Here is a 25,515-nt window from a genome sequence, read left to right as displayed (position 1 = left end):
TTTTAAATACATCACATGTTATGGTTCAACGAGATTATCCAAGCCACATTGCGACTCACAGCAATATTTAAATACACATGCTACTCATTCATGAAAGGATTTAACTAGCAATCTTGTCCTATTTAAATACATTGAATGTTAAGGTACTTTTATGAGCGATTAAAAGTTCAGTGAGTTTTCCTTGATTTAAATACATTCTATGTTAGAATTCAAAATTGGATGCTTGCAGTACTGACAGAGTTTTTTAAATACAATGCTTGTTATGGTTGAGTCTCTCACTTCGATGACTGCTGGACTAATGCTTATCGTGTAGGGGGCTGTTCTTTAAATACATCTTATGTTTACAGAAAATCGGTCAAAAATTTCTCAATCAACTGAATGATTTTTAAATACATCTTATGTTTAGACCCTGGAAAGAGGTTATACCTACACACTATTTTAAATACATCACATGCTTATTCTCAATCCACACACGTAGACAAAGTGGGATATCGTTAAGGCTAAATACATCTTATGTTATCGCTGAACCTTGTTGGTCATATTACGATTTAATAAATTAACTATTTAAATACATTATGTGTTAAGGTTTCACGAGAATGATGATAGATTTACCAAATTGCTGTAGTTTAAATACATAGTATGTTAAGAACCGTAATCGTATCAAGGGTTGTAGGGTTTCTCCTTCTTTTTATGGTCTGCAAATATTCATTTTAAAATGGTATAGATTCGTTCAAACTCTTTGCGTTTAAATTTATTGTTTATAACAAATCGTTCACCAGCTTCAATATAAAATAATCCACCTATCGGTTCCAATCCCGCAATGCCTGAACCATAGACCTGATACGTAAACATATTGAGTGTTTCCCTCATGTTCTGCAGACTTATCGCCTTTTCAGCGTAGCCAATCAAAGAGTTTTCAATCAGAGAGACATAATCACTCCACACTTTCTTTCCATCTATCTTAATCGTTTCATCCTGTTTCTTCCCTTCTTTCCTAAGTACATAGGGAACAAAAATTTGAAAGGAGTTGTCTTCTATTAATTGTAGGTGTTTTGAAATGTCTTCAAACTTCATTGTTCTAAGATTAGCGTAGAAGCTGTTCATTCCTTGACGGGATAACTCGTTGTTTTTCAGATGAATCTTACGGAAGTTCTCCTCATAATAAGGTTCAAAGTTTTTGGATACCAGATACTCATAGTACTGGTCGTTAGATAGATTTTTACCCAAGCGTAAATCTTCCTGGTATATTGCCTTCTCATTATCCATATTAAAGAAATAAGCCTTACAGTTTTGTTTCAAACAAGAACGATTAATACGCCCTAAAAACTGTTCGTCATTATCGAGCAAAGCCGTATCTTTAAAGCCAATATCCATATCAATATCGACACCTGCTTCAATGATTTGGGTAGTCACAAGAATGATATTTTGACTGGTATTGTTTTTGATGATATCAAGTATCTGCTCCCGTTCGTATGCCCCATCATCCCCTGTAAGCTCTAAGACCATACAATCAGAGTTGATATTGCTTTGGCAAATCTCCTCATAAAAGACATTAGCACTTTCCTTTTTAATAAATTCCACCAACACCATTGAATAATCAGGAAGCCCCTTTTGCTTTTGACATGCATTACGCTCCTCAACAGCTTCTTTCACCTTTTTTATGAGAAGCTTATGGGTACTTTTCCTCTTCGCCAATGAGGTGTCGATGGCTACCCGATTTGTAAACAAGGGGTGCTGGTAATACAAGCTTGGGTTCTCTATCAATGGAACAAATCTTTCGGAATCAAACCCGATTAATTTTTCCAAATTAGGAAGCGTGGCTGACATGATGATAATTTTGATGTTGAGGTACTCTGAATACCGATAAATAAACTCTATCATCTCTCGCCATATGGTGTTTCGATAACTCTGGATTTCGTCTAAGATAATGACGCTGTTGCACAATTGGAAAAGAGGCATACTGCTCTGTCTTCCAATACCAAAGAATGTCCGAAAGAGATTCACATGACTCGTAAAGACAGCAGGATAATTGAATAGCTGTCTATCCAGTAGGGTCTTGGTATAATCCACTTCACCCGTATCAAAATGACGTGATAATACAGGAGAAATAGAATTGACCGATTCAAACTCAAAATGGGTATCAAATAACTTCTTAAAAGACTTTTTCGTTTGGTCTACCAGTGTATTAAAAGGGAAAATGTAAAACAATTTATCGTATTCGCCTGATTGTAAGAGCTTCAAAGCTAAATTAATCGAGCTATTGGTCTTCCCCGCTCCTGTCGGCATCTCCAAGTTAAAAATCGATTGGTTTTGATGTTGTAATAAATTTCGCTCTGCTTCCAAAAACATTTCGCTTCGCAAAGCGTTGATTGGCGCATCAACAAAATGGGTTTTATTTTCCGCATACGCCTTGATTCCTTGGTAAATATCACTTTTGGTATAAATGTCTGCAATCTCTAAGGAATTTTCTATTAATCCTAAATCTATGTCCACCTCTTCAATCCCATTAAAAAATTGATAAGAGGAAATAAAGTCACTGGAAATCAACAAAGAATGAAGCAACTTCATTAGAATCCACAGGGCTATCCCATCAAATCCAATCTGAAGGCTTTTGATTTTTGTCGGGATTTCCCAAAGTTTTTTAGGTATGTTAAAAACTCGGTTGTAAAAAAACTCATAAGCGTAATTTCGTAACGGATACCCTATTTTTTTCTCAAATGTTTCAGGACTAAAAAGTTCATCGAGATTATAGAGGTTTTCATGGTGAGTATAGATGACAAAGGAAAAACAACACAAAAGATACTGAACAAATCGTTGCTCCAATGGGTGTTTGATTGCCTTTGTGAGTGGATAGAAGATGTCGAGGTAAATAGCGGTCGATAAAAAAGAATGCTTGCTCTCCATTGCGGTTACATTCGGAATGCTAAACTTGGAAGATAGGTCATTATCCATCTTTGTGTATTGGAAGGACGGGTTGATTTTACCGATGTCGTGTAGGTAAATCACATTAGCAAACATGTCTTTAATCAACTGTTTTGCTGAAAGGCTTAACTTTCCGATTCTTTTATCGCCTTGGGACAAATCCAAATCGTTTAGAATTTTATCTACCATCTGGTCGATTTTCTTTTTGTTCGATATATACTCAAAAACCTGAAAGGCTCTTTCGCTATGCTTATAAAGGGTCTCTTTTGTCGTGGCGGTTTTATGCGCATAGAGATAGTCTAAATCTCGGACTAGCTCTGTCATATTCTGTTTGTTCCACATTTCAAACTCCACCTCCCATTTGGTCTATTTCCCTACCTTTTCGAAATCATACGGACATCTTATGTTAATTAATAATTCGGTTTCGATAATCAACTAATGTTACGTGGTATATATTTTTTTAAATACATCTTATGTTGTTTTTCTCAACCTCAAAGAAAATAGAGCGTTTTTTCTTTGTCCTGATATAAGCCTTTTACGGATTCTTTTGCTTCAATCATACAATTAGTCCAGGCTAGTTCTTCTTCCCGATAATGGTTCAAATAGGGTGTGAATCCCATAGGCATAAACTCTTTATAAACATATTCATCTTGTTCAATATCGCCTGTTATCTCAACATCAAACATCTCTGTGGGGAACAAACTATGGATGAACAAGGCATCGTCAGCTTCAGGTATTTCAAGTATCTCCACCTGCTCTATTGAAGCAGGAAAATGGTTCTTTCCTAAAAAAGGTTCAAAGATAGCCTCCCGATTAAGGAGCGACCTTTTTATTTCTTCAAATAGCGTGTCTTCTGTTTTCCCTTTTGCCAGGTAAATATCCCATTTCGGGTTGACGAGATATTGTTCTTTTACAATAAGCGTATCGCCATGATTGAAAAATCCAGTTGTCTCCGTAAAGGTCTTTTTATCTTTGTAGTAAAGACCATCACCATAAGGAACAATCGACACCTGCAGACCTTTTAGTTTTGTATAAAAGTCAGGATACAGTTGGTCTTTTTCTTTGTGTCTATGTCCCTTTAAACCGATAATTGCACCTAATAAACCGAATAACGCAACTTTGTGGATATGTGAGTAGGATAAATTAACGGTGTTTATGTAGGGGCGTTTAAATGTCGCCCCTGTACCTGATAACGTAAACTTAATGGATTCCATAGCTTATACATTCCCTTTCTACCGATTAATGACTGATTTGTCCAAAATGCTAAAGGTTTGCATGTCGAGTTCCGTGGACTCTCCGATAATCGAAGTCGTATAAGGATTAAAATAAACTTCGATGGAAGCAACGTGGTTTTTAAAACCTTTTAGGTAGTCCATTAATCGTGTTAGCTTTATAACCCTTTGATTTTCTTTGTTTTCAAAGGACACATATTGATGGAGATTTGCCATTGAAACTCTAGAGTGATTTTTTAGTTCTACGAATAGGGCAAATTCATTTTCACTGCCAACTTTGGACATGCTTTGCAATTCATTTACACCGTATAGACAACCTTCTTTATAAAGGTCAAAGGCTTCTTGTGTATACCCTTCAAATCCCTCAATCACGTCCTCAAACTCTTTATAATTTAGAGGATTTACACTGAATCCGTAGAAGTAGTGGGCCTCGTCTACAATACTTCGGCTTCCTAACGTAGTTTGGTCAGAATCCTCTTTATTGGAGTTTACGAACGGAGATAAGATTTCTTCTCGAATCGTTTCGGTAAGCTCATATTTGTTGATTCCTTCTGTTAGCTGTACGGCTCCTGTAATCGAGATGTTGTTCTCTTTGCTTGCAAATGTGCCACCGAAATTCATCACATCCACACAAGAAAACAAATCTTTGATAATTTCCCTGGATGTTTTGGGTTTTAGTTTCTTTTCAAAGAGAAATTCATACCGTTCATCCATTAAACGTGGAACCGCTTTTTCTTTATCGACTTTCATACTTTTAATGAAAAAGACCCGTTCCCCTAACTTGTTCCAGAAAGCTCGAATCGGGTATTTACCCGCTACATTGCTTGCAAAATACATATCTCCGAATTTACGTGGGTTTCCAGTGAAATCCGCATTAAAATTGCTCATATAGCTTGCGATACCCAATACACCATATACTTTGTTTGACTTTTTCATCCCTATACTGCCTCCACTTCTCGTTCTTGTGGTTTTTCTTTTTTCATGTAAAAAATATTTGAACCAATGATTCCTGCATGCAACATATCTGTCAGTTCATTATTCATCAAGGATTTTGTAGGTGCATAAGCATTCACCGCTTGGATGGCTTTATTGATGGGTGCTTGTGAATAGACAGGAAGGTTATAAGCGTACAAATCATATACTCTGCGCATTTCTGCTTTTATCTTTTGGCTATTTCTCGATTGAAGGAACGGAGTGAACATTCTCCCGCTCTTATTTTTCGTTTGACTTTGGCTGACAAGATAGGAAGCAATTTGACCTAAAAGAAAATAGTAACTTTCATCATCCTCTACTTCAAAAATCTCTTCGTTTCTTAGTCTTTCTGATGAATCTATAATCAGTTGTTTCAGTCTTTTACTCATATCCTTACGTTTCTTCCCTCCTGAAAAATAATGTAGAACGCTCATTTGCTTATCCCATTTTTCTCTAAGTCCATAGAATGGAAATGGAGCATTTTCTATTTCATAAACCATGATGAATGATAGGATTTTTTCAAAAAAAGCATAGATATCTACGTCGTAATGTTTAACAAAGTAGCCTTTGAGCAAGGTTCGGTTCATCACCAGTTCATTAAACAGATGCATGTCCGTAAATCGTGATTGAAAGGATTTAAGAAAATCAGATACATCCCCTGAATCATCTACTTTGTATACGGCATACAACAATCCTTTTAGAAAAGTCCGATTCACTTCTTCCTCAATGGCAGTTCGACTTCTCCATGTTTGGGCTACCTCTTCCAAAATGTCTGCAGGTTCTTTTACTTGCAAAATATTAAATTCACGGTATAGCCCACCTTTATCACGCCGAATCATTTCATAGTTTTGGACTTCCCCCACGCCATTTACTTCAAATAACTTTGTCGTTTCTTTCTTTACTTCATGGATAATTAAGGACATCTTATAAAATAAAATGGCATCTTCAATGGAGACTCGATACGGAGCTTGAAAAGAGGTAGTTCGCATCAAAAGCGTGGGCTTTCTGGAGTTAAGTGAATTGTTGTAGCCTAAAACACCCTGAATTTGACCTTCTATATCCTCGTTGTAAGTTTTATCCGCAAAGGCTTTTCCCTTCATATACTCATTGAAGAACACTTGATAGTTCATCACCTCTTCGTCCAGGAACATTTTTATACGAGTGTTGTCTTTGGCATTAAGATTGGAAATCAAGGGAATCGCTTCTTTTGCTTTTTCTGATAGCCGTTCTTTATAGGTTTGGTAGTCCACTGTACAATCGTACAAACTCTCCATTTTTTTAAAATGAAGGTCTAGGACAATCTCAAAAAACGCTTCGGATGATAAGCCTGTATCATCCACCGTTTTTAACGTATTTTTAGCCAATCCCTGTATGCTGTCAGGCAAATTTATGCGTTTTAGAATCAAGCTGTACGGATTGATGGAATGAATCTTTTTCTCGTTGGTATCGATACATTTATTCGCATCATCGTAAATGATTTTGCTAAGGAAATCTCGTTCTCGAAACCAACGATATAAGTCGAAATCATACTCTTCATTTTTCTTGGATTTCACAACGAGTATATCGTCTTCCGTAATTGATAAGTCTTTGTTGATTCGGATATAAATCCCTTCTGTTAACACATACTTATCAATGAAGTACTTATCCCCTTCCTGTTCATACATCCTTTTCACTTCTTCAAATATCTCTATCAACAGTCATTCTCCTCTCTGTCTACCATAGGTGCAAAACCCAAGACCGAGCGAATTCTTTTCCAGTAATCCCGAACCCATGACCATGAAGGCTAATTTTTGGGATAGCGAATCCTGTTTCACTTGGATTCTAAATTTGTTCGTAAGAAGTTTTCCTGGTTTTTTATAATTTAGGACGATTACTTTTTGATTGATTTGCTCTATCCGCTCTACAAAATCAACATCAGCTTCTAACTCTTCCCCTGTCCACAATTCATATTTCTTTTTGGCATTAACATGGATGCGAATACGAAGTTCGTCTAACGAAAAATCTTCTTTTGTCCAATGCCTTGGTTTTTTGTTTTCAGGTGTAAAGACAGCGACGGAAGGTGTTAGCGTATAGAGGGCTTGAATGGGTTTGTGAGCGTTACTTTCCAATTCAACAGCGATGACTTGAATCAGGTCGTTCTCAACCATTTTCAATAGGTTTTTTATCTTTAACGCAAATGTTCTGTCCATACAGCGAAATTTAAACGAATACATGTTGCCCTTTTTGTATCCCTCTTTGTTAATGGGATATAAGCCAGAAAACACATACAGTTTGAAGGTATTTAACGCATGAAACTCCTTTAACCGTTCGTCCAGTAGGAGTGTTTTATTGATGACTTTTGAAAGCTGTTCATTCATATCTTTCAGTGATAAGTCCCGTTTTAATATCACGGGAATGGTTAATTCCCAAAACTGCATATTGTTTTACCTCCGTTTTTCTACTAAAGTCATTTTAGTACTTTTTATTGCATATAGTCAATACTTAATTCAGTAAAAAGCACTCTCCCATTTGTTTTTTGGCACAATAAAAGAGCGAGGTCGTTATGACCTCGCTTTGCCATCGCTCTGTTCTTTTTTATAGGGACAGTTGAGTGCTAATTCCAAAATATAGCTCTAGAACATTAGGAGCGGCTCTTTAAATACATCACATGTTTTTGTTCTTTGATTGATTCGCAAGCGTTGGCACAGCACTTGTAAAACTTAAATACATCCATATGTTAATGTTTCTTTATAAGTTTTCTGATTTCGGCTCTGAGCTTCTCCATGTTTAAATACATCCCATGTTTTTTCTTCTTTGAATGATTAGCGAGCTTAAAAATCTTACCATACGAATCATAAAAATCAACGACCTTGTTTTACTTGTTGGTGTTTCATTCACAAAAGGATAGTTTTCGAGAATATGTGGCTTTATAGCCGTCTGATTTTACATATTTCCAACCATCTTTTTTAAGAATCAACTCGTGTTCATCGAATTCTTGTAGGCTTTCATAGTCATATGTCACATATTCAATAGTTTCTATTTTGCGGTTTATTTCTCTCATGGCATTACCATCTCCATTTTAGACATTATTAGCAACAAAACAGCGTGTGACGAATAAGCAAACGGAAAACAATCCAGAGTTACTACCAAATGAATCTCCCACCTATAGAGGAAGTGGACTTCTCGCAAATCATGTTAAAATGTTTCTCTAAAGTCTCCCACAAGTCGAATGGTAACTCTCTATCTTCAACAACACGGCAGGTGCAGGTAGGTGTCGTATAGGCGACTCTTCCATTATCATAGGTTCTCTCTTGTACTTCACCCATTGGGGTAATTTCAAGTATTTCCAATGCATATGGGTCAAGCCAATCCAAAGCTTCTTTGACCCAACTATGTAGTTCTTCTAAATATCAAAATAAATATATTTATAGCCAACTAAAATTTCCGTTGTTTCGCTCATAATCATCCTATTCTACTAAAATCTACTAATCAGGAGCAATTTACATTTTGGTCGCTAACTTTGCTAATTTATCCGCTATATCATTAAAACGTTCTCCACTATGGGCTTTTACTTTAGAGAACCGAATCCGAATGTGCTTTTGATACTTCTCCATCATTCGATGGTATTCTATCGTTTGTGTGGTTTTGGCTTTCCATTCCCCTGTTGCAAATTTTTCAATACCCTCATAATCGTAATATATCATCAACTCTTTGAAATCATTGGCAATTGCCAGTTCAACCGCTCTTTGAGAACCTTTTAGTTCCGCTCCAACGTTGTGAGAAACGATTACTTCTTCATACGGATAGGAACTAAAATCTTTCATTACCACTTGATTACCTTGGACAATAACTAATCCATAGCCTGCTACCTTTTTTTCGTTGTTATAGCTTCCATCCACATAAACATGGAGCATACGTGCATTCATCTTATGATTATTTTCAATTGGAGCGGAATAGTGTTTTTGTTTTTTATGTTTTTGAGGTATCTTTTCCCTATTCAGGTACAATTCGGCTTCAGGTAATGTTGTAAAGCCTTGAAAATCTGCCCCTTTAAAACCTTTTACGTATTGCTCACACTCTGACCACGATAGAAAAATCCCGTTCTTTCTACCGACTCGTACTGCATAAAAATTTTTCTTAGCCATTTCTGACATCCTCCGATATTTATTGTTTCGATTATATCATATTGTTATATTTTAGTAAAATATATTTTACTATTAGTTTGTTGTATACTTCTTATTTAGCTACATCCACTTCTGTATGTACAATATACGGAGAAAATAGCGTAGGTATGATTGTACATGGGCGTGCTGGTGAATAGAATCAATGCGGATGCCAGTGGTTCCCATTCATGAGGATATTGACGAAAGTATATCACTATCTAGGAATCATTATCATAATATTGAGTAAAGTAAATTGACAATCCTTTACTCTGCATATAATCTAGCATCATAAGACGATAAATTGAGGGAGGGTTTATTTTGAATAAAACTTTATATTGTGCCATTACTTCAGTAGCTTTACTATCAACGACTGCTAAAGTGTTTGCTACACCCATCGTTATTGACGGTAAGACAGTATCAAATGAAGCGATACAAAAAGATAATCGCACACTTGTTCCTTTACGTGGAGTTGTAGACAAACTTGGCGCAAAAATTTTTTGGGAGAGTTCAACCCAGACGGTTACCGCAATTAATTATAGCGAAGGAAAGAGTCTTCAATTAGTGATAGGTAATGTACAAGCAAAAATCAACGGGAAGCCATTTTTGTTAGATGTTCCTGCTCAAATTATAAAGGGTAAAACCTATGTGCCAATAAGATTTATTAGTGAACAATACAATGCCCAAGTAAATTACGACAATGCAAATCGTACTGTAACCATTACCACTGTTAAAAACAATAATGGTATGCCTGACAATACCTTCACCCGTCCTGCTAACTCTTCAACTAACAATGTTATAACGTCTACTAACACAGGTAATGGTACGGTAATCAACTTTAATCCGCCAAAAGAGATAATTACGATAAATTTTCATAACGGTAAATATGTTGGTGAATCCTTAAATTATCTTCCTGATGGACAAGGTAAAGTCTATGATAATCAAGGAAGATTGATGTTTGAAGGCACATTTAATGCTGGCACATTCACCTATGGAAAATTGTATAATGAACAGACGGGTGACTTATTTTACGAAGGGCAATTTGCTAATTGGCTACCAAATGGAACAGGGAAAATATACCTGGGTGGCAAGCTATTTTACGAAGGTGGAATGAAGGATGGAAAACGAAGTGGATATGGCGTTCAATATATAACATCTACAGGACAAATTGGATTTTCTGGTCAATATATAAATGATGTTCCACAATCTAGCCATTAGTATGTAGACCCTATATCATCTATTTTTTACATAAGATTTATATAGGATTGAAAATATGAATAGCGAGAAGTCTCCATCCTTAACGGGTATTGCAAGGTTGGTGACAAATCGCTTTTTTTATTTGGTTTGCTCGGAGGTGAAGCCTTCACCATGTGACGGATTCTCCAAACCCATATCAAATTGGGCTTTTAAAATTAAAAGATGGCCGAACAACGTGGCTACTGACGTCCCCCTGAATGAACGTTCTTGCACTGTTATGGTCACAAAATCATTATAGGCGGGTTTAATAACATCGAATTGTATCAGAAAATCTCGAAGCACTTTTTCTCTAATTTCTACTTCTTCTTTTTGTTCGAGTGCTTTGCACTTCAAATCAAAGAGCAATTGCTTCAATACTTTATAAGGTGTCTGGTATCGATTCCTTCCCGTATCAAACACAAACCATATCACGTCATTTATCTTCCGTATTGAGACGTGTTTGTCCAAGTAATCACTGAATACTTTCTCGTGATAATCCATATCGGATAACACACCAGAATTTGCTTCATCTTTCAGTTCCATATCGTTTGGTATCAAACCTTTTTACCTCCTTTTAGTCAAATAGCGATAGTTGTGCGGGGAGCGTTTCTTGTGGTTTTGGTTCCTCTTGTTTTCGAAAGTCAACCAAATATCCTTTGCTTTCCATATGCTCTCCAACAAGCCCACGGTGACAGCGACAAACGTTCTTGCAGTAGCAAAACAGATAGACCTCAACACCCTTGTCGAGTTTGTCGGCTAACCGTTCAATTGCCCGAACCATATCTGGTCGCTCGACTAATTCACTGATAAACTCTTTTTTATACAAGTGCCACCACACACCATCCTCAAGCTCACCGATATCAAGCGAGTGCAAATAATTCACATCTTCGGATTGATAGATTTTCTTCTTCCATATTTGTGTTTTATCAAACAGATTTAAGGATGGACTTAATTGCGGGATGTGTAGAAAACCTGCAGGTATTCCACTAACAGGCTTACGTACAATCAAAAATTTAGCCGCCCTATCAGGAATTTCTAATTTTTTCGATTCTCCCAAGTACGCAAGATGCAACATCTTTTTATCTCCTATCTTATTATATAAGCTATACACCTATATATTAGACTATATTCGATTTAGTAGTCACACAAAAATGAAGCGATGTCAACCAAGCCAAGGTGTTTGAACCGATTCCAGGATTCGTATGGCTGTTTCAATCGCATCCTGTTCATCCTCAATATGTGGAAGAATAATGGTGAATTCGTCGCCACCTTGTCTTGCAAGTGTGTCGCTATCCCGAAGAATTGACCGTACCCTTTTACCAAATTGTTTAAGAAGTTCATCCCCTACATCATGTCCCAATGTGTCATTGATGTATTTAAATTTATCCATATCCATGTACATGACCGCTAAATTGTGATTATAGCGTTTTGCCTCTTTTAAAGCTTGCTCCAATCGTTCCTTGAACAACCTACGATTCGGCAAACCCGTTAATTTATCATGATACGCCATGTGTTGTAATTTTTCCTCAAATAGCTTTCGTTCCGTTATTTCTCTGGATACAATAAGAAAATGTTGAAAGTTGCCATCAGAATCAAAGATGGGTCTACCTTTTCCCTCTAACCAAATCCAATCGCCTTTTATATTTTTGAAACGAAACTCGAACACAGAACATTCTTTCATTTGTAGCATCGTTTCTAATTTCTTTCTTACTTGCGGGAAGTCATCCTTATGCATCCACTCTCTTGCACGTTTCCCTTTATACCGATGAAAATCCTAACACCGTGAAATGAGAGGGAGACGCATATTTAAAGAAGCCATCCCAATCTATGACACAGACCAAATCTGTCATATTTTCTGCAATTAACCGATAATTTTGTTCGCTTTGACGAAGAGCTTCCTCTGCTCTTTTTCTCCTCGATATATCATGATATATCATCAAAAAGGCGGGTTTTCCTTGATGATTTATGATGATTCCAGAAACTTCTACATCAACCACGGTTCCATCCAAACGAATTAACTTTTCTTCGATAGGTGTGACATTCTCGCCTATTTTTTCTGTTTGATTGATTCGATTTTTAATTAATTCAACAGAATCAGGATGAAAATAATCTAGAATTGATTGACCCATTAATTCTTCTAATGTTGAGGCTCCGATAAGCTTGGTACAAGCTGGATTGGCATATTGGATTCGTCCTTGATGATGAATCATAATGGGTTCTGGAGACAGTTCAACTAATTGTCCATATCCTTCTTCATTTTTCATTAAAGATGCTTTTGTTTGATGCAACTCCTTCTTATCTTTCGCCACACCAAAAATACCGATAATTCTATTGTTTTCCACTAAGGGTACTATTTTTACCTGCAAATGGACATGGTCTCCATCTTTATGAAAAATCTCTGTTTCATATTCACAAGGAAATCCTTGTAAAGCTTGTTGAAAATGCTGATGGTTGACATCTAACTGTTCAGGAACAAGGATATCCTGATAATGGATTTCTTTGACTTCTTCTAATGTATAGCCAAATATCTTCGTTACTGCCTCATTCACTTCCATAAACTTTCCATTTACGGAAAGAATAAAAAGGGCATCTGGATTGTATTGCATAATAGATTTATAGATTTCGATAGAAGAATGGTTTGATAATTTCTCCATACGTTGTTCTCCTTCATTGCCGACCATTAGAACCTTTATGCTCAGGTTTAACGAGGACGGTAGGTGATTTTACTTCTAGATGGCTAATCGGAGGACAGAAGCAACATTGAAATGATTTATACGTTCGTTTACTTTATTGATATCCTAATCAAACAGACATGCGGGTAAAATCAAATATGAAGAATCATACCATTCATTCATACCTCTATCAAACATGAATACACTTATGAAAATTGTATAAAAGAAGGATTCAAGTTAACGAATAAAGTGTTATTGAACGGGCAAACGTACTTCAACTGTAGTTCCTTTGTTAAGTGTGCTTGTAATATGAAGTGTTCCTCCATGTTCTTCTATAATTTTTTGACTGACCATTAAACCTAACCCTGTTCCCTTTTCTTTTGTACTAAAGAAGGGTTCTCCAATATGTTTCAACCTTTCTTCTGAGATACCTTCTCCTGAGTCAATAAATCGAAATTGGATAGAGTCAGAACTATACCGTAGTACCTGGATTTTAAGCATCCCTCCATTTGGCATGGCTTCCACGGCATTTTGAAGGATATTAATAAAAACCTGTTTGATTTGGTTGGCATCGCAAAGGACAAGCTGTAAATCGGAGTCATATTCTTCTACGATTTCAACGTTCTTTAATATCGCTTGTGTCCCAAATACGATAATGACTTCTTTTAAAAGAATTTTTATATCTATTTCTTTCATTTTAGCCACTTGTAGTTTTGCAAGGGCTAAAAATCCCTCAACGATTTCTTCTAATCGGTGAATTTCAGACAATATAATGTCAAAATACATCGGTTTGTCTACTTCTTCTTTCATCAATTGAATAAATCCCTGTATAGAAGTGAGCGGATTTCTTATTTCGTGTGCAACGCCTGAAGCTAATTGCCCTACAACGGAAAGTTTTTCCGATTTCTGCATCATTTCTTCCGCTTTCTTTCGCTCTGAAATATCACGACAGACCACAACGAGATGTTCAACTTCACCCTGTTCGTCCAGTACAGGTGTTCCAGAAGATTCCACGCAAACCCAACCTCCTTTGGCATGTTTATATCGGAATTCAACTCGAAAGGATGCTTTTGAAGAAACCATGCTAATAAATTGTGTTTGAATAGGATGAACATCTTCAGGATGAACAAAATCAAAAGCTAACTTTCCTTCATAAATCTCTGGTGGATATCCTAATACTTTTTCATGGGAGGGAGAGGCATATCGAACAAACCCTTTCGTATCCAACACCCTAATTAAATCCTGCGTGTTTTCTGCAATCAGACGGTACTTTTCCTCGCTTTTGTGGAGAGCTTGCTCTGCCTGTTTTCTTGCTGTAACATCCCGAAACATTCCCTGGATAGCTGGTTCTCCCTCATACCTAATTCCAACGGCTGTACCTTCCGCATGAAAGATAGTTCCGTCATGCCGAATCATTTGATATTCAATAAGTTCCACTTGACCTTCTTTTTCTTGTTCTGAACGTTGTATCCGTTGAATCGCCTTTTTTAGAGAACAAGGATGAAAAAAATCTAAAAAGGATTTCCCAAGGAGTTCTTTAGGTTGATGAAAACCCAAAACTTTCACTCCTGCCTGGTTCATATATTTAATGATTCCTTGACTGTGTACAACAATTGGTTCTGGAGACAGGTTTACCAATCTTCGATAACGTTCTTCACTTTCTTTCAGTTCAGTAATATCCACACACGAACCAATGACCTCCGTCACTTGCCCCCCGCTTCGAATAGGGCGTAAAGAGGCGATATACCAAATACCATTGATATTTCCTTTATAAGAAACTTTATCCTCTCCTGCCCATGCCCTTTCATAATGTTTCACCTTCAACTCGGCTTCATTTTCTGGTAGGAAATCTTTCGGTTCCCTTCCTATGATTTCTTCAGGTGTGAGCTTCATTCGATAGAGTAATTCACCATCACATAATACATGAACAAATCTATTCCCCTCTTTAACAAACTTAAAAATCATCCCTTGTTGCTGTCTGACGGTATCCCGTAATTCTTGACGGGCCGTTTTTAAAGCTTCTTCCATCCATTTTTGATGGTATACTTCTGGAGGAATCCCTTCATTTTTAATAATTTGTTCGATTTCGTTCATTTTTTGTATCAATTTATCTGATGGTAAAGGTTTACTGAATAAATATCCCTGCCCTTTATCACAAAGGTTTTGTTGGAGAAAAACTAAATGTTCTTTTGATTCCACACCTTCCGCAATAACTTCAATTCGCAGTTCATGTGCCATTGCTATGATTCCCTTTACTAATGTGGCATCCTTTGTATCAATCGTACAATTCCGAACAAAAGATTGGTCTACTTTTAGGATATCAATGGGTAATTCCTTTAAGTAAAACAAGGAGCTATAGCCTGTCCCAAAGTCATCAAGACTGATTCTTATACCGATGCGTTTTAGTTCTTTTAAAATAGGGAGAACATGGTCAATATCCATAATCATGCTTTCGGTAATTTCAAGTTCCAGATATTCAGCACCTAACTCCGTTTCTTTTAATATCTGTTCAATTCTGTCAACCAAATCGGATTGATAAAGTTGCCGAGCAGACAAATTGACCCCCATAATCATAGGAGGTACACCAACTTTTTGCCAAATCTTGTTTTGTTCACAAGCTGTGCGCATTACCCATTCGCCAATAGGTAGAATTAAGCCTGTTTCTTCTGCGATAGGTATAAAATCTAAAGGTGAAATCCTCCCCTTTTCTGGGTGTTCCCATCGAATCAATGCTTCAACGCCAATGATTTTTCCTGAAATTAAATCGATTTTAGGTTGGTAATGGAGCCGAAACTCTTCCAGTTGTAACGCTTGCATAAGTTGAGTGTCTAACGGCAATCCATCATCGGAATGCTCCCATATTTTCACTTATATGTCCTCCTTCGAACCAAGCCATCCTAACCATATGTAGTAGAACCATCGGAATTGCGTCCCTGTATTTCGTACAGCTTTCCCTTTTCGATGGCTATCTTCCCTTCACTATCTTTCTGCTCTTATGTAAAAAGTGTAAAAATCTTTTTACACTTTGTTTTTATCTGAATAAAACCTTCGCTACCTTTCTACCCAAAAAATTCAAATTTTCCACATATACGTACAATAATTTTGTTGTACATTTTTCTGTACAATTTTCGTCTTTTTATGAATGAAACATTCTTTTTTTTGTATATTTATGTAATCTCTTTTTTCCTAGTTATTATGCATTACTTAATTATCGGGCAAAATAGGAATAAATTTATGTTCTTTTAATTATTTTTCCAAAAACCTTTCTGACAAAAATAAGTATACCATTAATATTGACTATATACGATGAAATAAATATTATGTTTTTCATGCAAGTCAATTGTTTCTTACTCTCTTTCTTATAATCGTTCTTAAATCCCATAGAATAAAACAAGTGAAAAAACAAGGATTTTACTTAAAACATTTCAAAGGAGTGTTCGAATATGGCACAACAAAAAAAGGTAAGCGCATCTCAATTGGTAAGCATGGATATCTGTCATGTGAAAGGGTATTTTGAATCGCTTGCACTGCATTATTTAAAAGGAAAAAGCTATTCCGTAAGTGTCAAACTCAAAGAGTTGTTTAAAACCATTGATTTTCAAACTTTTACTGGTTCAGATATTGTCAACCAGTTGGATTCGATGCTCGATGACAGCCTTTTTGTTGCCAAACGGACAAAGAAGGAAGAGCTGGCTTTACTTACTGAACAATTGGTACGTTACTTCTCGTATGAACAGCAACGTAATCGTACGGTTCTACAACGTGGTGTGATTGGGGATGTAAAAGTGAAAGACACTCTCATTACGGTAACGGCTGATTTTGTATTCGAGAACAAAGACCATGTGGAAATCGTAAAAATCAAAAAAAGTGAACCGAAACTTTCCTATAGCGGTCGTAAGTTTGAATCAAAAGCCCAAAACAGTATCGAACTATATTTACTCACCCTGTTAGGAAAACAACTGGTTAAAGACAAACCTGTTGTCGCCAGCCTGTATCATCTCAAAAGCAAAGATGATACTCGCACAGAATTGGTTCCTGATTTCGAAGTAAAAAAAGGAAAAAACATTATCTCGCATGTCTTTACGAATGAACAAGCAGATACCATTGAAGAGCGCATCGTCAACATGCTGAATATGGAGCTTTCCTTGGATTCAGAAAAGACCTGTGAGGCTTCTCATTGTGAACATTGTTCGTTCGCAAACATCTGTCACTATGAACAAGGCAAGCAAGTATTGCCCGTAGTGGAAGAAACGAAAAAAGCAGGTGAATTAAAATTAACCAAAAATCAATACGAAGCCATTTTCTTCCGTAAAGGGATTGCCCGAATCAATGCAGGTGCTGGTTCTGGCAAAACAACGGTGATTGCCCTTCGTGTTGCGGAATTACTTCAAGAAGGTGTACATCCAAAAGACATTCTCCTTCTCACCTTTACCAATCAAGGGGCAAGAGAAATGCGGGAACGTATTCTCTACTGGACGAAGGAAATAGAGATAGAAGGCGTCGATGTAAAGAATATGGACATTCTAACATTTAATGCTTGGGGTGAAAAAATCATTCAAAGTCAATATAAAACGCTAGGCTTTAGTGAAGTTCCTTCGTTGGCGGAAAAAGTGCAAGTCTATGATATCATCTTTGAAATTTTAGAGGAAAATGATAAACTGGATGGCTTTGACTACAGGAATCCACTTATCAACTTTCCTAATGCCAGAGGTGTGGTTGTTCAATTAAGCGAGTACTTCGAAACATTAAAAGGAACCCATGTATTGGATGCGATTGCGTGTAGTGAAAAATTAAAACTTACGCCTTCCCTAGCTCAAACCATTTTTGATTTGTATCAGAAATTCAATCAAAAATTACAAGAGCGAAATCTCATTGAATACCAAGACCAAATCACGCTCATCATCGATTTGGTACAAGACCATCCAAACGTGTTTGCACGATATGGGTATCAGCACATCATCGTCGATGAATACCAGGACACCGACAGCATGCAGTTTGATGTTGTCTCCGCTTTAACTGACCTTGAAAAGTTTATATCCCTAATGGTTGTTGGCGATGATAGCCAAAGTATCTTTAGTTGGCGATACACTTCCCAAGAGAATATTTTAAATTTCCATAAGTTCTTTGCAGAGGTAAAAGATATATATTTCTTGGAAAATTTCCGTTCCACACCAGAAATTATCGAAACGGCAAATAAACTCAACGATTTAAACCAGCACAAAATCAATAAAACGTTGGTTAGCAAAGCGGCACATGGACAAAAGCCGATACTCTGGTCATATCGTACCCAAGATGAAGAATACGCAGGCATTGCTACACTGGTTGAAGAGAAAATCCAAAATGGAACAAGACCTGAAAATATAGCCGTGATTGCTCGTACAAAAAGCGAACTTCTTATGGTTGAACAATATTTAAAGGAGAAAAATATCCCAACCGTATTGGATGTGGCGGAAGCACTACTCAACAACAAGAATGTGCAAATCATGATTTCATTAATTGACTTCTTTGAGGATGAATCCTGTACCTACAATTTGATGGAATACCTGTATGTATTTAATCAAGAAATCAAAGAGATGAATCAACAACAGGTAAAAGCATTTGTAGAGGAATATCGGGTAAAACTGATGAAATCTTTCTTAGCGTTAACGGAAGAACAAGACAAAATCGATTTCTATTTCCGTGTTACTGAGGAAATAGCAAAAGTAGACACAGTCGTGGAGAGTTTCCTTGAAGAACTCAAAAGAAAAGGATTTATGACCCTTTCTGCTCTGTTTACCTACTTAAAGAAACTGGTTCTGTATAAGGACGAAAAACCTGTAACGAAAAAAGATGTTCGCTATCAGGCTGTCGTCTTAACAACAGCCCACTCTTCTAAGGGAAAAGAATTTGATGTCGTTATCAATACCATTGACCGATACAAACACGATTCCTTAACGATGAAACCAGAGGAGATTGAGGAAGAACGCAGGTTGCTCTTTGTCTCCATTACACGAGCCAAAAAGTTGCTTTACGTGACGTATCACACCCATCAAGACCGAATCAAAATTAAAGGAACCTACTGCAAATTTGCGGATGAACTGCAAGATGTAGAACGTGTCTCCTAATAACAAAAAGCTACATGATGGAATCCCCGTCATCGTAGCTTTTTTCATTTCCTCGTTCTTATTATGAATAAATTATTCCTCTTTCTCTTGCTTGTCATCGTTTTCAAGGTTATGCTCATCCTTTTCTTTACTGGAACGTTTAAATTTGCTTAAACTAAGGAAACACATTAACGTGACACCTACTGCTCCCATATAAAACCCACATCCAACAGCAAGACCGACACAACCAACCAACCAAATGGAGGACGCCGTCGTCAGTCCTGTTACGGATAATCCATTTTTCAGTATGGTTCCCGCCCCAATGAATCCCAAACCAGAAATGACCTGGGCGGATATACGAGTGGGGTCAACATTATGATAGCTTTCGCTTAAATAGACACCCATCATCATGGTTAAACAAGAGCCGAGACATACCAGGATATGTGTTCGAATGCCTGCAGGTTTATGGTAGGATTCCCGTTGCCATCCTATGGCTCCACCCAATAAAAAGGCTAAAAACATACGAATGAATTCAGTTTCTATACTCATGTTGACTCTCCTTTCTGCAAATAATAATAGGATAACTATATAGAGTTCATCCATTTATATGCGCAAAAAGGAGTCGAAGCACGTTCGAGTTTCTTAAACGAAAAACCACCTGAGAACCAGGTGGTAAGTTATGGATGCCGTTTAAAATTGTTTGTCCATTTCATGTAGCGTCTTATTGGAAATATTAACAACCGTTTTCATTAAACTGTAAAAGTGTTGTTTATCTTCGTTTTGGATAGCATTTGCCATATCTTCCGCATATCTTTGTATCTGTCCAGAAACCAAAAGTAAATCCTCTTTACTCATGAAAGCGTTCCCTTTTAATTCTATATGTATTACAAAAAAAGATGCAGAATCGCATTTAGAATCTGTCTGCACCTTTTTCGTTAACTACAGTATATAAACAAAGTCGTTCGGTATCAAGTAAAGCTTGTGCTGACACCCACATGGTTACAGAATGATGTTAACGATTCTGCCGACACGTTCTTTATCATCGGTGACGATAGTACCATCGTCCAAAGGGTTCTGAAGCCTTACTTTAATTCCTCTGGAATGAAATGATTTATTTGTTAAAATATCCTTAATTTTACCTCTGGTAAGAACGCCAGTTCGTTGGTCTTGCTTTAGCACGATTTCAACGGTCATCCCGTAGTAAAGCTCATTTCGATATTCTCCTGCCATTCTTCTCTCCTCCTTTATCTTCTATTTATGATTTTATTGTATGGAGATTGTTGTCCTTTACAACTCCGTTTTGTTGGGATTAGACACGAGAAGATTTACAAATTTTGTCGATGGCTCATGATTTTAAAACGAAGTTTCCTATGTTAACGTAATATTATGAACATTTACCAAATTAGGGATGAAGAGTAGGATGCCAAGAGTCAAACTATCCAAAATCTCAAACAATCTGGTAATTGATTGGCAACTTTCACAGATACAGATTCCCGTTGTAGAGGTTATCGATGTATCTTTTGATGATGTCTATGCAGACAAAGATAAAACAGCCATTCGAATTGGGTTTCCGTACGGCAATACAGAGAGAATTGTTATTGAGACCACTCAATCGACCTATATCCTATTCACATCAAACGAAGATTCCATCAAAGAAAAAATTCGTTTTTTGATGAATCATTAAACGAACTCACCAATCGCAATGGAGTTAGTTATCCCATCCGATTCAGCGATTTCTGGATATTTTTCCATAAATACAAGGCTCAATGTTGAATCAATGACCTCGGTCTTAAATATCTTAAAACCATGTTTTTCGTATAGCAAAATATTTTTTTGACTTTGGTTTCCCGTAAACAACTCATATCGTGGAGCGGGATGAAAAAAAATCTCTATTTTTCTCAACAATTGCTTGGCAATTCCCTGATTTTGACGGTCAGGATAAACAAACAGTTTTTCGATGTAACATGTCCCTGCTATTAAATAGGCTCGTATAGACCCCACAATCATTCGTTCATCAACAGCCTTAAAGACTGCTTTTTGTCGTATATCTCTTTGCATACTACGAAAAGTCTGCATGAGTGGCTCAATCGTCTCGTCGTTATAGATATCTGCTTCACTCTTATAGGTTATCTTTTGAAGTGCAAGCAATTCTTTCGCATCAGAAACATCGGTTCGCTCAATGACCACAACTCTCCGCCTCCAAGTTCTTTTCTTTTTACTACATTAGATGTTGGAGTGTGTATTCTTATGCTTATTAGTTTTTTGCATAAAAAAAGAAACACCTGGTAGTGAAGGTTCTACCAGGTGTTTCCACACATAAACAGGTTTTTACTTTTCAAAAGGAAAGATTTTTACTTAGGTCAAAGGAGAGATGTCTTAGGGAACATCTTACTTTTGCATAAGGAAAAATGCTTATGAACCTATTATAGCGGCTGAGTATGATGAATGCAATAGTTTCATTGTTTTTCTTTTTAGTTCGCTATTTTCGTATTGATTGTTGCTTTTTGCATAAGAAAAAGACATTGGATAAATATACCATGTTTAATGTGCATTTTGTTCGTTTAGTTCACTCACTAATTAGTCTACAATGTCCGTGATAAATGATTTTGCCTTTGTGTTCCCCATTTTGAACTTTATAACTAATTGCTGTGTAATTTTCGACCCCATAGACTTCTTTTGCATTATACCAGTAAGATGTATTGCCCTCTAATAAATCTGAAATTATAACTTTCAAAAAAAACACACCTTCGCTAAATGAGTCTATTGTCAACCTACATTCTTATTTTTAAAATAATACTTATAAAATTGATGAAAAACAATAATGTTTATGAAAAGAGCCTTTTAGTTAAATGTCCTTTTTCCTTATGGACATTTTTTGCAGTATACTTTTTTCCTTTACTTATGACGGTCAACAAAGAATAAAAGAAATGTTTTAGAATGGCATTCCATATCCCGCCTTTTCTTTCTTCCATTTTCCTTTTAGAGGAAAATACCCTTCCATCACACATTTTATTCTTTCATAAGTGATTTCTTCGCAAATGTTGTCTTCATTGTTCGTGCAGAGAACAAAATGGCGATTAAATGGTTTAAAGTGAAAAATTCCTGGTTGCTTTCTTTTAAAGTAACATAATATATTTTCGGTCACCTTATCAATAAAAATTTGATACCGCTCTTTGTTATTCATTACTTTATCCAATCATTCTTTACCGTATTTAATCATTTATTTATACCCCCAAAATTATCAGAGGTTTCGAAAAACACGTTTGAATATGGTGACCATTTCTTTTTGTGGCGGACGTTCGTAAATGGCAAACACCACTTTCTTAAACTGATTCAGGTATGACTCTTCCTCTAAGATACATCGGAACATTCGTGCCACATCTTCGGTACGATTACGAAATACCCCGCATCCAAAAGCCCCTAATACAATGGCTTCTTGCTTTTGCGCCAATGCTACCGCCACGATTTTTTCCATACGTTTTCTCATGACTGGCGCAATCTTTTTGATACTCTCTTTTTCCTGATTCATCACGACACCAGCATTTACTGCAGGAGATGTAATGACAGATACCAGAAATGGTTTATCCAGCAACATGCCATTGTCTTGCCTGATTACTGGCACATTCGGTGAAAATATCATGTAGTCCGAATACAGGGCTGTGCGGTTGCGCTTGTTGTAAGAATACATCTCGTCCATTTGAGAGATACACGGATAAAGACCCGATGCCCTTGCGATGGTTTCTTCTTGTGCCAAGCTCCCTGTCAAGAATCCGCCTCCTGGTGTTCGAGCGGATGCAAAGTTGAGACAGCTTACCGATTGAAACCCCTCTTCTACCAGCCTTTTTGACGCTTGTAACGTGGTTTCCGAGGTGACTTCAAACACGGTTTTATCTGAATACAATGTTTGCTTCGTTTTTTGTTGTGCCAGTAGCGTATCGGTATCTTCTGGACGATATAGCACGGAGTTTAGAATGGCATCGTTTAAATCTTTATAAATGGAGACGTTTTCTCCATTTTGATTTTGATATTCACCCTTTTTTAAAATCGCTAACGTGGATTCAGCGATTTCAATGGCTTGTTGTTTATTCATTTCTTCCTATTTTCCTCCTCTTCATAGTTCTTTTATTTTAAACTTGAATCCAAAGAAATTATCTTTACCAAGCGACTTTCCTGTTTTGGCATCGTACTTTGTGTCACTGTCCTTCACTGTAACAATGCCATTTTCCACTTTTAAAACAATAGCCTCCTCTTCCGATGTAGTGCCTGCACCGTGTACCAGCAACTTTACTTTTTGTCCTTGAACAAACATGCTTATCCCTCCATTTGTCATGTCAATTTCTTTTTTCGTCTAGCTTATTTCCATAATGCTTCTTCTTTAACGATAATGGGTTCCCCACCCTCTTTGAGTTTGATTAATAAGGAGCCAAAATTCTCTTGTTGGGAATCATCCATTTCGTCAAAATGTGCCACAATCCAATCGTACTGCGCCTGCGTAACTCCTTTATCCCAATTAATACCTACCGCTGAACTATCAGGATAAAAAGGTTTTAAGTCATCTGATAACATCCGACTACTAAATGGGATGTAGGCATCTTCCTTGTACCGTGGAATATTTAATTCCGAAATCAATTGATAGTGTTTCCCAAACTCACACGCATGCCACTTCCCCTCTGGTGTCAGAATGCCGCATAAACCTATTCCCATAATGAATTCCCCTTTCTTATTCCTATTATTTTAATTCAATTATATCATTTATAAATTATTATAGAAAAAATTTTTTACAAAAAACATATATAAAAAAGGAGCTAGGACAGTATATCCTTAACTCCTCAATTGCCTATATCAGAATATATTTTAGAAACCCGTTGCAATCGGTACTTGAATAAACCCATTTGCCACACATTCACCATCTTTTACAACATAGCACTCCACCGAATGGTTTCCTTTAAATTGGGTGTGTTCCTTATGTGTCAATGAGTTTGTACGTACGATTTGTCCTCTTACGCAATTTTTTCGTTTTGCGACATATCCGCTATTTTTAACCTTCCAATAAATCTGGTAAGGTTTCGGTATGTTTAAGTCTTGTATAGAGAAAGTCAATTCTTTTTTTGGCATCAATGGGGTTTGCCTTTGCATAAATTCACGCAGAGTACCTACTCTAAATCCATCCTGCCTTACTTCACAATCAATAACTAAATTGTATTTGATATTAAGAGGAAACATATATTCAATAAATTCTTCTGTTTCATCATAAAGAAACCCGTCTTCGATTTCTTCTCGCACCCTCTGAATCGCAGAATCAGACAGAACGTTGTAGGATTTGGCAACTTTTTGTAATTCCAGTTGCGATTGCCAATAGCTATGGTCGAAAAATTCATTCCATGCTTCTATAGCTTGAGATTCGTTACAGGTTCTTTCAAACAACACCGCCAACTTATCAATGTATTTACATAAACGATTGTATAGGTTTTCCATTTTCACATCATCTTTTTGAACCAAACGAAGATTTTGGGTTTCATCTGTCGGATTTAAAACTTCTTTATTTTCAAAAAGTCTATCTCGTATCGCCTTTATGGTTTGATAAAACAATTCATCCGTTCGGGTGTAGGATTTGAAACACTCATTAGCTAATACGGACTGAATTAATCCACCAGGCATTTTCCACGAGATTCTTGACTTGCTAAACATTTTAAGAAGCCTAACTGCAATTCGCAATTTATAGTTCTTTGCTTTACTCTCCTCCAGAAACCACTTCGTTATAGCTCTTGGGTCTCTTGGTCTCCATTGGCTCCCACAATGCTCATACACATAATCCCCGTCATCATTTTTATACCGACGATAGATGGCAAAATCAACATGATAACCTTGCGCATACTCAATTCTTACACAATTGGTTTTAGCTTCTGGTTCCTTTTTAAACAAGTGACTTTTCTTTTTCAAGGCATTTACAACAATATTTTTAACCTCTATATTTCCTTCGGGTATTTTTTCCTTGTCAAAAATTATGGCAACATCAATATCATAGTCATTGCTTTCATTTTGGACGACGGTTGACATTGCCACACTCCCTTGCACTACCGTATCGACAATTTCATAACTCTTTTTATTCTCTTCATTATATAAAGCCAATCCTTCATTCAACCTTCTAAGATTTTTATTCTTTAAGTCGAATAACCTGCTCTTTTCTTCTTTAGATAAAACAACATGTTGCCTATAGAAAGTATTAAATTTTTTCGATAAATCATACATAGATAAGCAT

At 36.6% G+C, this 25,515-nt stretch carries 22 protein-coding genes and 1 pseudogene; 3 read left to right on the top strand and 20 right to left on the bottom strand.

The window, feature by feature from the left end; all coding sequences use genetic code 11:
* Positions 1-705: 705 nt before the first annotated feature.
* From cas3 to PP175_RS28625, 6 genes are all read right to left on the bottom strand, one after another.
* Positions 706-3,264 (bottom strand): CRISPR-associated helicase Cas3', encoded by a 2,559-nt coding sequence (gene cas3, locus PP175_RS28650; protein WP_272443631.1) that lies wholly within the window; start codon positions 3,262-3,264, stop codon positions 706-708.
* 149 nt (positions 3,265-3,413) lie between these two features.
* Positions 3,414-4,136, bottom strand: a complete 723-nt coding sequence (cas5b, locus tag PP175_RS28645; protein WP_272443630.1) for a type I-B CRISPR-associated protein Cas5b — start codon at positions 4,134-4,136, stop codon at positions 3,414-3,416.
* Positions 4,137-4,154: 18 nt separating this feature from the next.
* Positions 4,155-5,090, bottom strand: a complete 936-nt coding sequence (locus PP175_RS28640) for a type I CRISPR-associated protein Cas7 (RefSeq protein WP_272443629.1) — start codon at positions 5,088-5,090, stop codon at positions 4,155-4,157.
* A gap of 2 nt (positions 5,091-5,092) precedes the next feature.
* The gene (locus PP175_RS28635) at positions 5,093-6,820 is read right to left on the bottom strand and encodes a hypothetical protein (protein WP_272443628.1); all 1,728 of its coding nucleotides are present in this window, start codon (positions 6,818-6,820) and stop codon (positions 5,093-5,095) included.
* A 3-nt stretch (positions 6,821-6,823) separates the two neighbouring features.
* Complete coding sequence (locus tag PP175_RS28630; protein WP_272443627.1) at positions 6,824-7,543, bottom strand: CRISPR-associated endoribonuclease Cas6; 720 nt, start codon at positions 7,541-7,543, stop codon at positions 6,824-6,826.
* A 1,062-nt stretch (positions 7,544-8,605) separates the two neighbouring features.
* Positions 8,606-9,250, bottom strand: a complete 645-nt coding sequence (locus PP175_RS28625) for a ribonuclease H family protein (protein WP_272443626.1) — start codon at positions 9,248-9,250, stop codon at positions 8,606-8,608.
* A 336-nt stretch (positions 9,251-9,586) separates the two neighbouring features.
* Between PP175_RS28625 and PP175_RS28620 the strand changes: the two genes are divergently transcribed.
* Positions 9,587-10,483, top strand: a complete 897-nt coding sequence (locus PP175_RS28620; protein ID WP_272443625.1) for a stalk domain-containing protein — start codon at positions 9,587-9,589, stop codon at positions 10,481-10,483.
* Between the two features lie 117 nt (positions 10,484-10,600).
* On the opposite strand, the gene PP175_RS28615 is transcribed toward PP175_RS28620, so the two are convergent.
* The 5 genes and pseudogenes from PP175_RS28615 to PP175_RS28590 all read right to left on the bottom strand — a co-directional run bounded on the left by PP175_RS28615 (position 10,601) and on the right by PP175_RS28590 (position 16,041).
* Positions 10,601-11,059, bottom strand: coding sequence for a hypothetical protein (locus PP175_RS28615; RefSeq protein ID WP_272443624.1), 459 nt, complete (start codon positions 11,057-11,059; stop codon positions 10,601-10,603).
* Positions 11,060-11,075: 16 nt separating this feature from the next.
* The gene (locus PP175_RS28610; RefSeq protein WP_272443623.1) at positions 11,076-11,576 is read right to left on the bottom strand and encodes a DUF488 family protein, N3 subclade; all 501 of its coding nucleotides are present in this window, start codon (positions 11,574-11,576) and stop codon (positions 11,076-11,078) included.
* A gap of 87 nt (positions 11,577-11,663) precedes the next feature.
* Positions 11,664-12,248: pseudogene (locus PP175_RS30185) on the bottom strand (diguanylate cyclase domain-containing protein); the annotation flags it as partial.
* Positions 12,249-12,258: 10 nt separating this feature from the next.
* A complete protein-coding gene (locus PP175_RS28595; RefSeq protein WP_272443622.1) occupies positions 12,259-13,155 on the bottom strand; it encodes a PAS domain-containing protein in 897 nt (298 codons plus the stop codon).
* Positions 13,156-13,425: 270 nt separating this feature from the next.
* The gene (locus PP175_RS28590) at positions 13,426-16,041 is read right to left on the bottom strand and encodes an EAL domain-containing protein (RefSeq protein WP_272443621.1); all 2,616 of its coding nucleotides are present in this window, start codon (positions 16,039-16,041) and stop codon (positions 13,426-13,428) included.
* A gap of 575 nt (positions 16,042-16,616) precedes the next feature.
* On the opposite strand from PP175_RS28590, the gene PP175_RS28585 reads away from it, so the two are divergent.
* Positions 16,617-19,277 (top strand): ATP-dependent helicase, encoded by a 2,661-nt coding sequence (locus PP175_RS28585; protein WP_272443619.1) that lies wholly within the window; start codon positions 16,617-16,619, stop codon positions 19,275-19,277.
* Positions 19,278-19,349: 72 nt separating this feature from the next.
* Here PP175_RS28585 and PP175_RS28580 read toward each other — a convergent pair whose 3' ends face one another.
* The 3 genes from PP175_RS28580 to PP175_RS28570 all read right to left on the bottom strand — a co-directional run bounded on the left by PP175_RS28580 (position 19,350) and on the right by PP175_RS28570 (position 20,486).
* Positions 19,350-19,805 carry an MgtC/SapB family protein gene (locus PP175_RS28580; protein WP_272443618.1) on the bottom strand — a complete coding sequence of 152 codons (456 nt, stop codon included), beginning with the start codon at positions 19,803-19,805 and terminating at the stop codon, positions 19,350-19,352.
* A gap of 141 nt (positions 19,806-19,946) precedes the next feature.
* Positions 19,947-20,111, bottom strand: coding sequence for a hypothetical protein (locus tag PP175_RS28575; protein WP_272443617.1), 165 nt, complete (start codon positions 20,109-20,111; stop codon positions 19,947-19,949).
* A 144-nt stretch (positions 20,112-20,255) separates the two neighbouring features.
* Entirely contained in the window at positions 20,256-20,486 is a 231-nt protein-coding gene (locus PP175_RS28570) for a YwbE family protein (protein ID WP_272443616.1), read from the bottom strand.
* A 190-nt stretch (positions 20,487-20,676) separates the two neighbouring features.
* On the opposite strand from PP175_RS28570, the gene PP175_RS28565 reads away from it, so the two are divergent.
* Positions 20,677-20,940 carry a SunI/YnzG family protein gene (locus PP175_RS28565; protein WP_272443615.1) on the top strand — a complete coding sequence of 88 codons (264 nt, stop codon included), beginning with the start codon at positions 20,677-20,679 and terminating at the stop codon, positions 20,938-20,940.
* Here PP175_RS28565 and PP175_RS28560 read toward each other — a convergent pair.
* The 6 genes from PP175_RS28560 to PP175_RS28535 form a co-directional block, all read right to left on the bottom strand.
* On the bottom strand, positions 20,937-21,443 hold the full coding sequence (locus PP175_RS28560; protein ID WP_272443614.1) for a GNAT family N-acetyltransferase: 507 nt from the start codon (positions 21,441-21,443) through the stop codon (positions 20,937-20,939). The two genes, PP175_RS28565 and PP175_RS28560, sit on opposite strands and share 4 nt — an antisense overlap.
* Before the next feature lie 745 nt (positions 21,444-22,188).
* Positions 22,189-22,440, bottom strand: coding sequence for a hypothetical protein (locus tag PP175_RS28555; RefSeq protein ID WP_272443613.1), 252 nt, complete (start codon positions 22,438-22,440; stop codon positions 22,189-22,191).
* 57 nt (positions 22,441-22,497) lie between these two features.
* Complete coding sequence (locus tag PP175_RS28550; RefSeq protein ID WP_272443612.1) at positions 22,498-23,346, bottom strand: TIGR02452 family protein; 849 nt, start codon at positions 23,344-23,346, stop codon at positions 22,498-22,500.
* A gap of 21 nt (positions 23,347-23,367) precedes the next feature.
* Positions 23,368-23,565 (bottom strand): hypothetical protein, encoded by a 198-nt coding sequence (locus tag PP175_RS28545; RefSeq protein ID WP_272443611.1) that lies wholly within the window; start codon positions 23,563-23,565, stop codon positions 23,368-23,370.
* Positions 23,566-23,609: 44 nt separating this feature from the next.
* Positions 23,610-23,960 carry a hypothetical protein gene (locus PP175_RS28540; RefSeq protein WP_272443610.1) on the bottom strand — a complete coding sequence of 117 codons (351 nt, stop codon included), beginning with the start codon at positions 23,958-23,960 and terminating at the stop codon, positions 23,610-23,612.
* Between the two features lie 150 nt (positions 23,961-24,110).
* On the bottom strand, positions 24,111-25,505 hold the full coding sequence (locus PP175_RS28535) for a nucleotidyltransferase (protein ID WP_272443609.1): 1,395 nt from the start codon (positions 25,503-25,505) through the stop codon (positions 24,111-24,113).
* Positions 25,506-25,515 lie beyond the last annotated feature (10 nt).

This window comes from Aneurinibacillus sp. Ricciae_BoGa-3, assembly GCF_028421645.1.
Taxonomy (GTDB): Bacteria; Bacillota; Bacilli; order Aneurinibacillales; family Aneurinibacillaceae; genus Aneurinibacillus_B.
The sequence above is the reverse complement of the archived record's forward strand: the minus strand, read 5'-3'. Positions and strand labels throughout refer to the sequence as shown.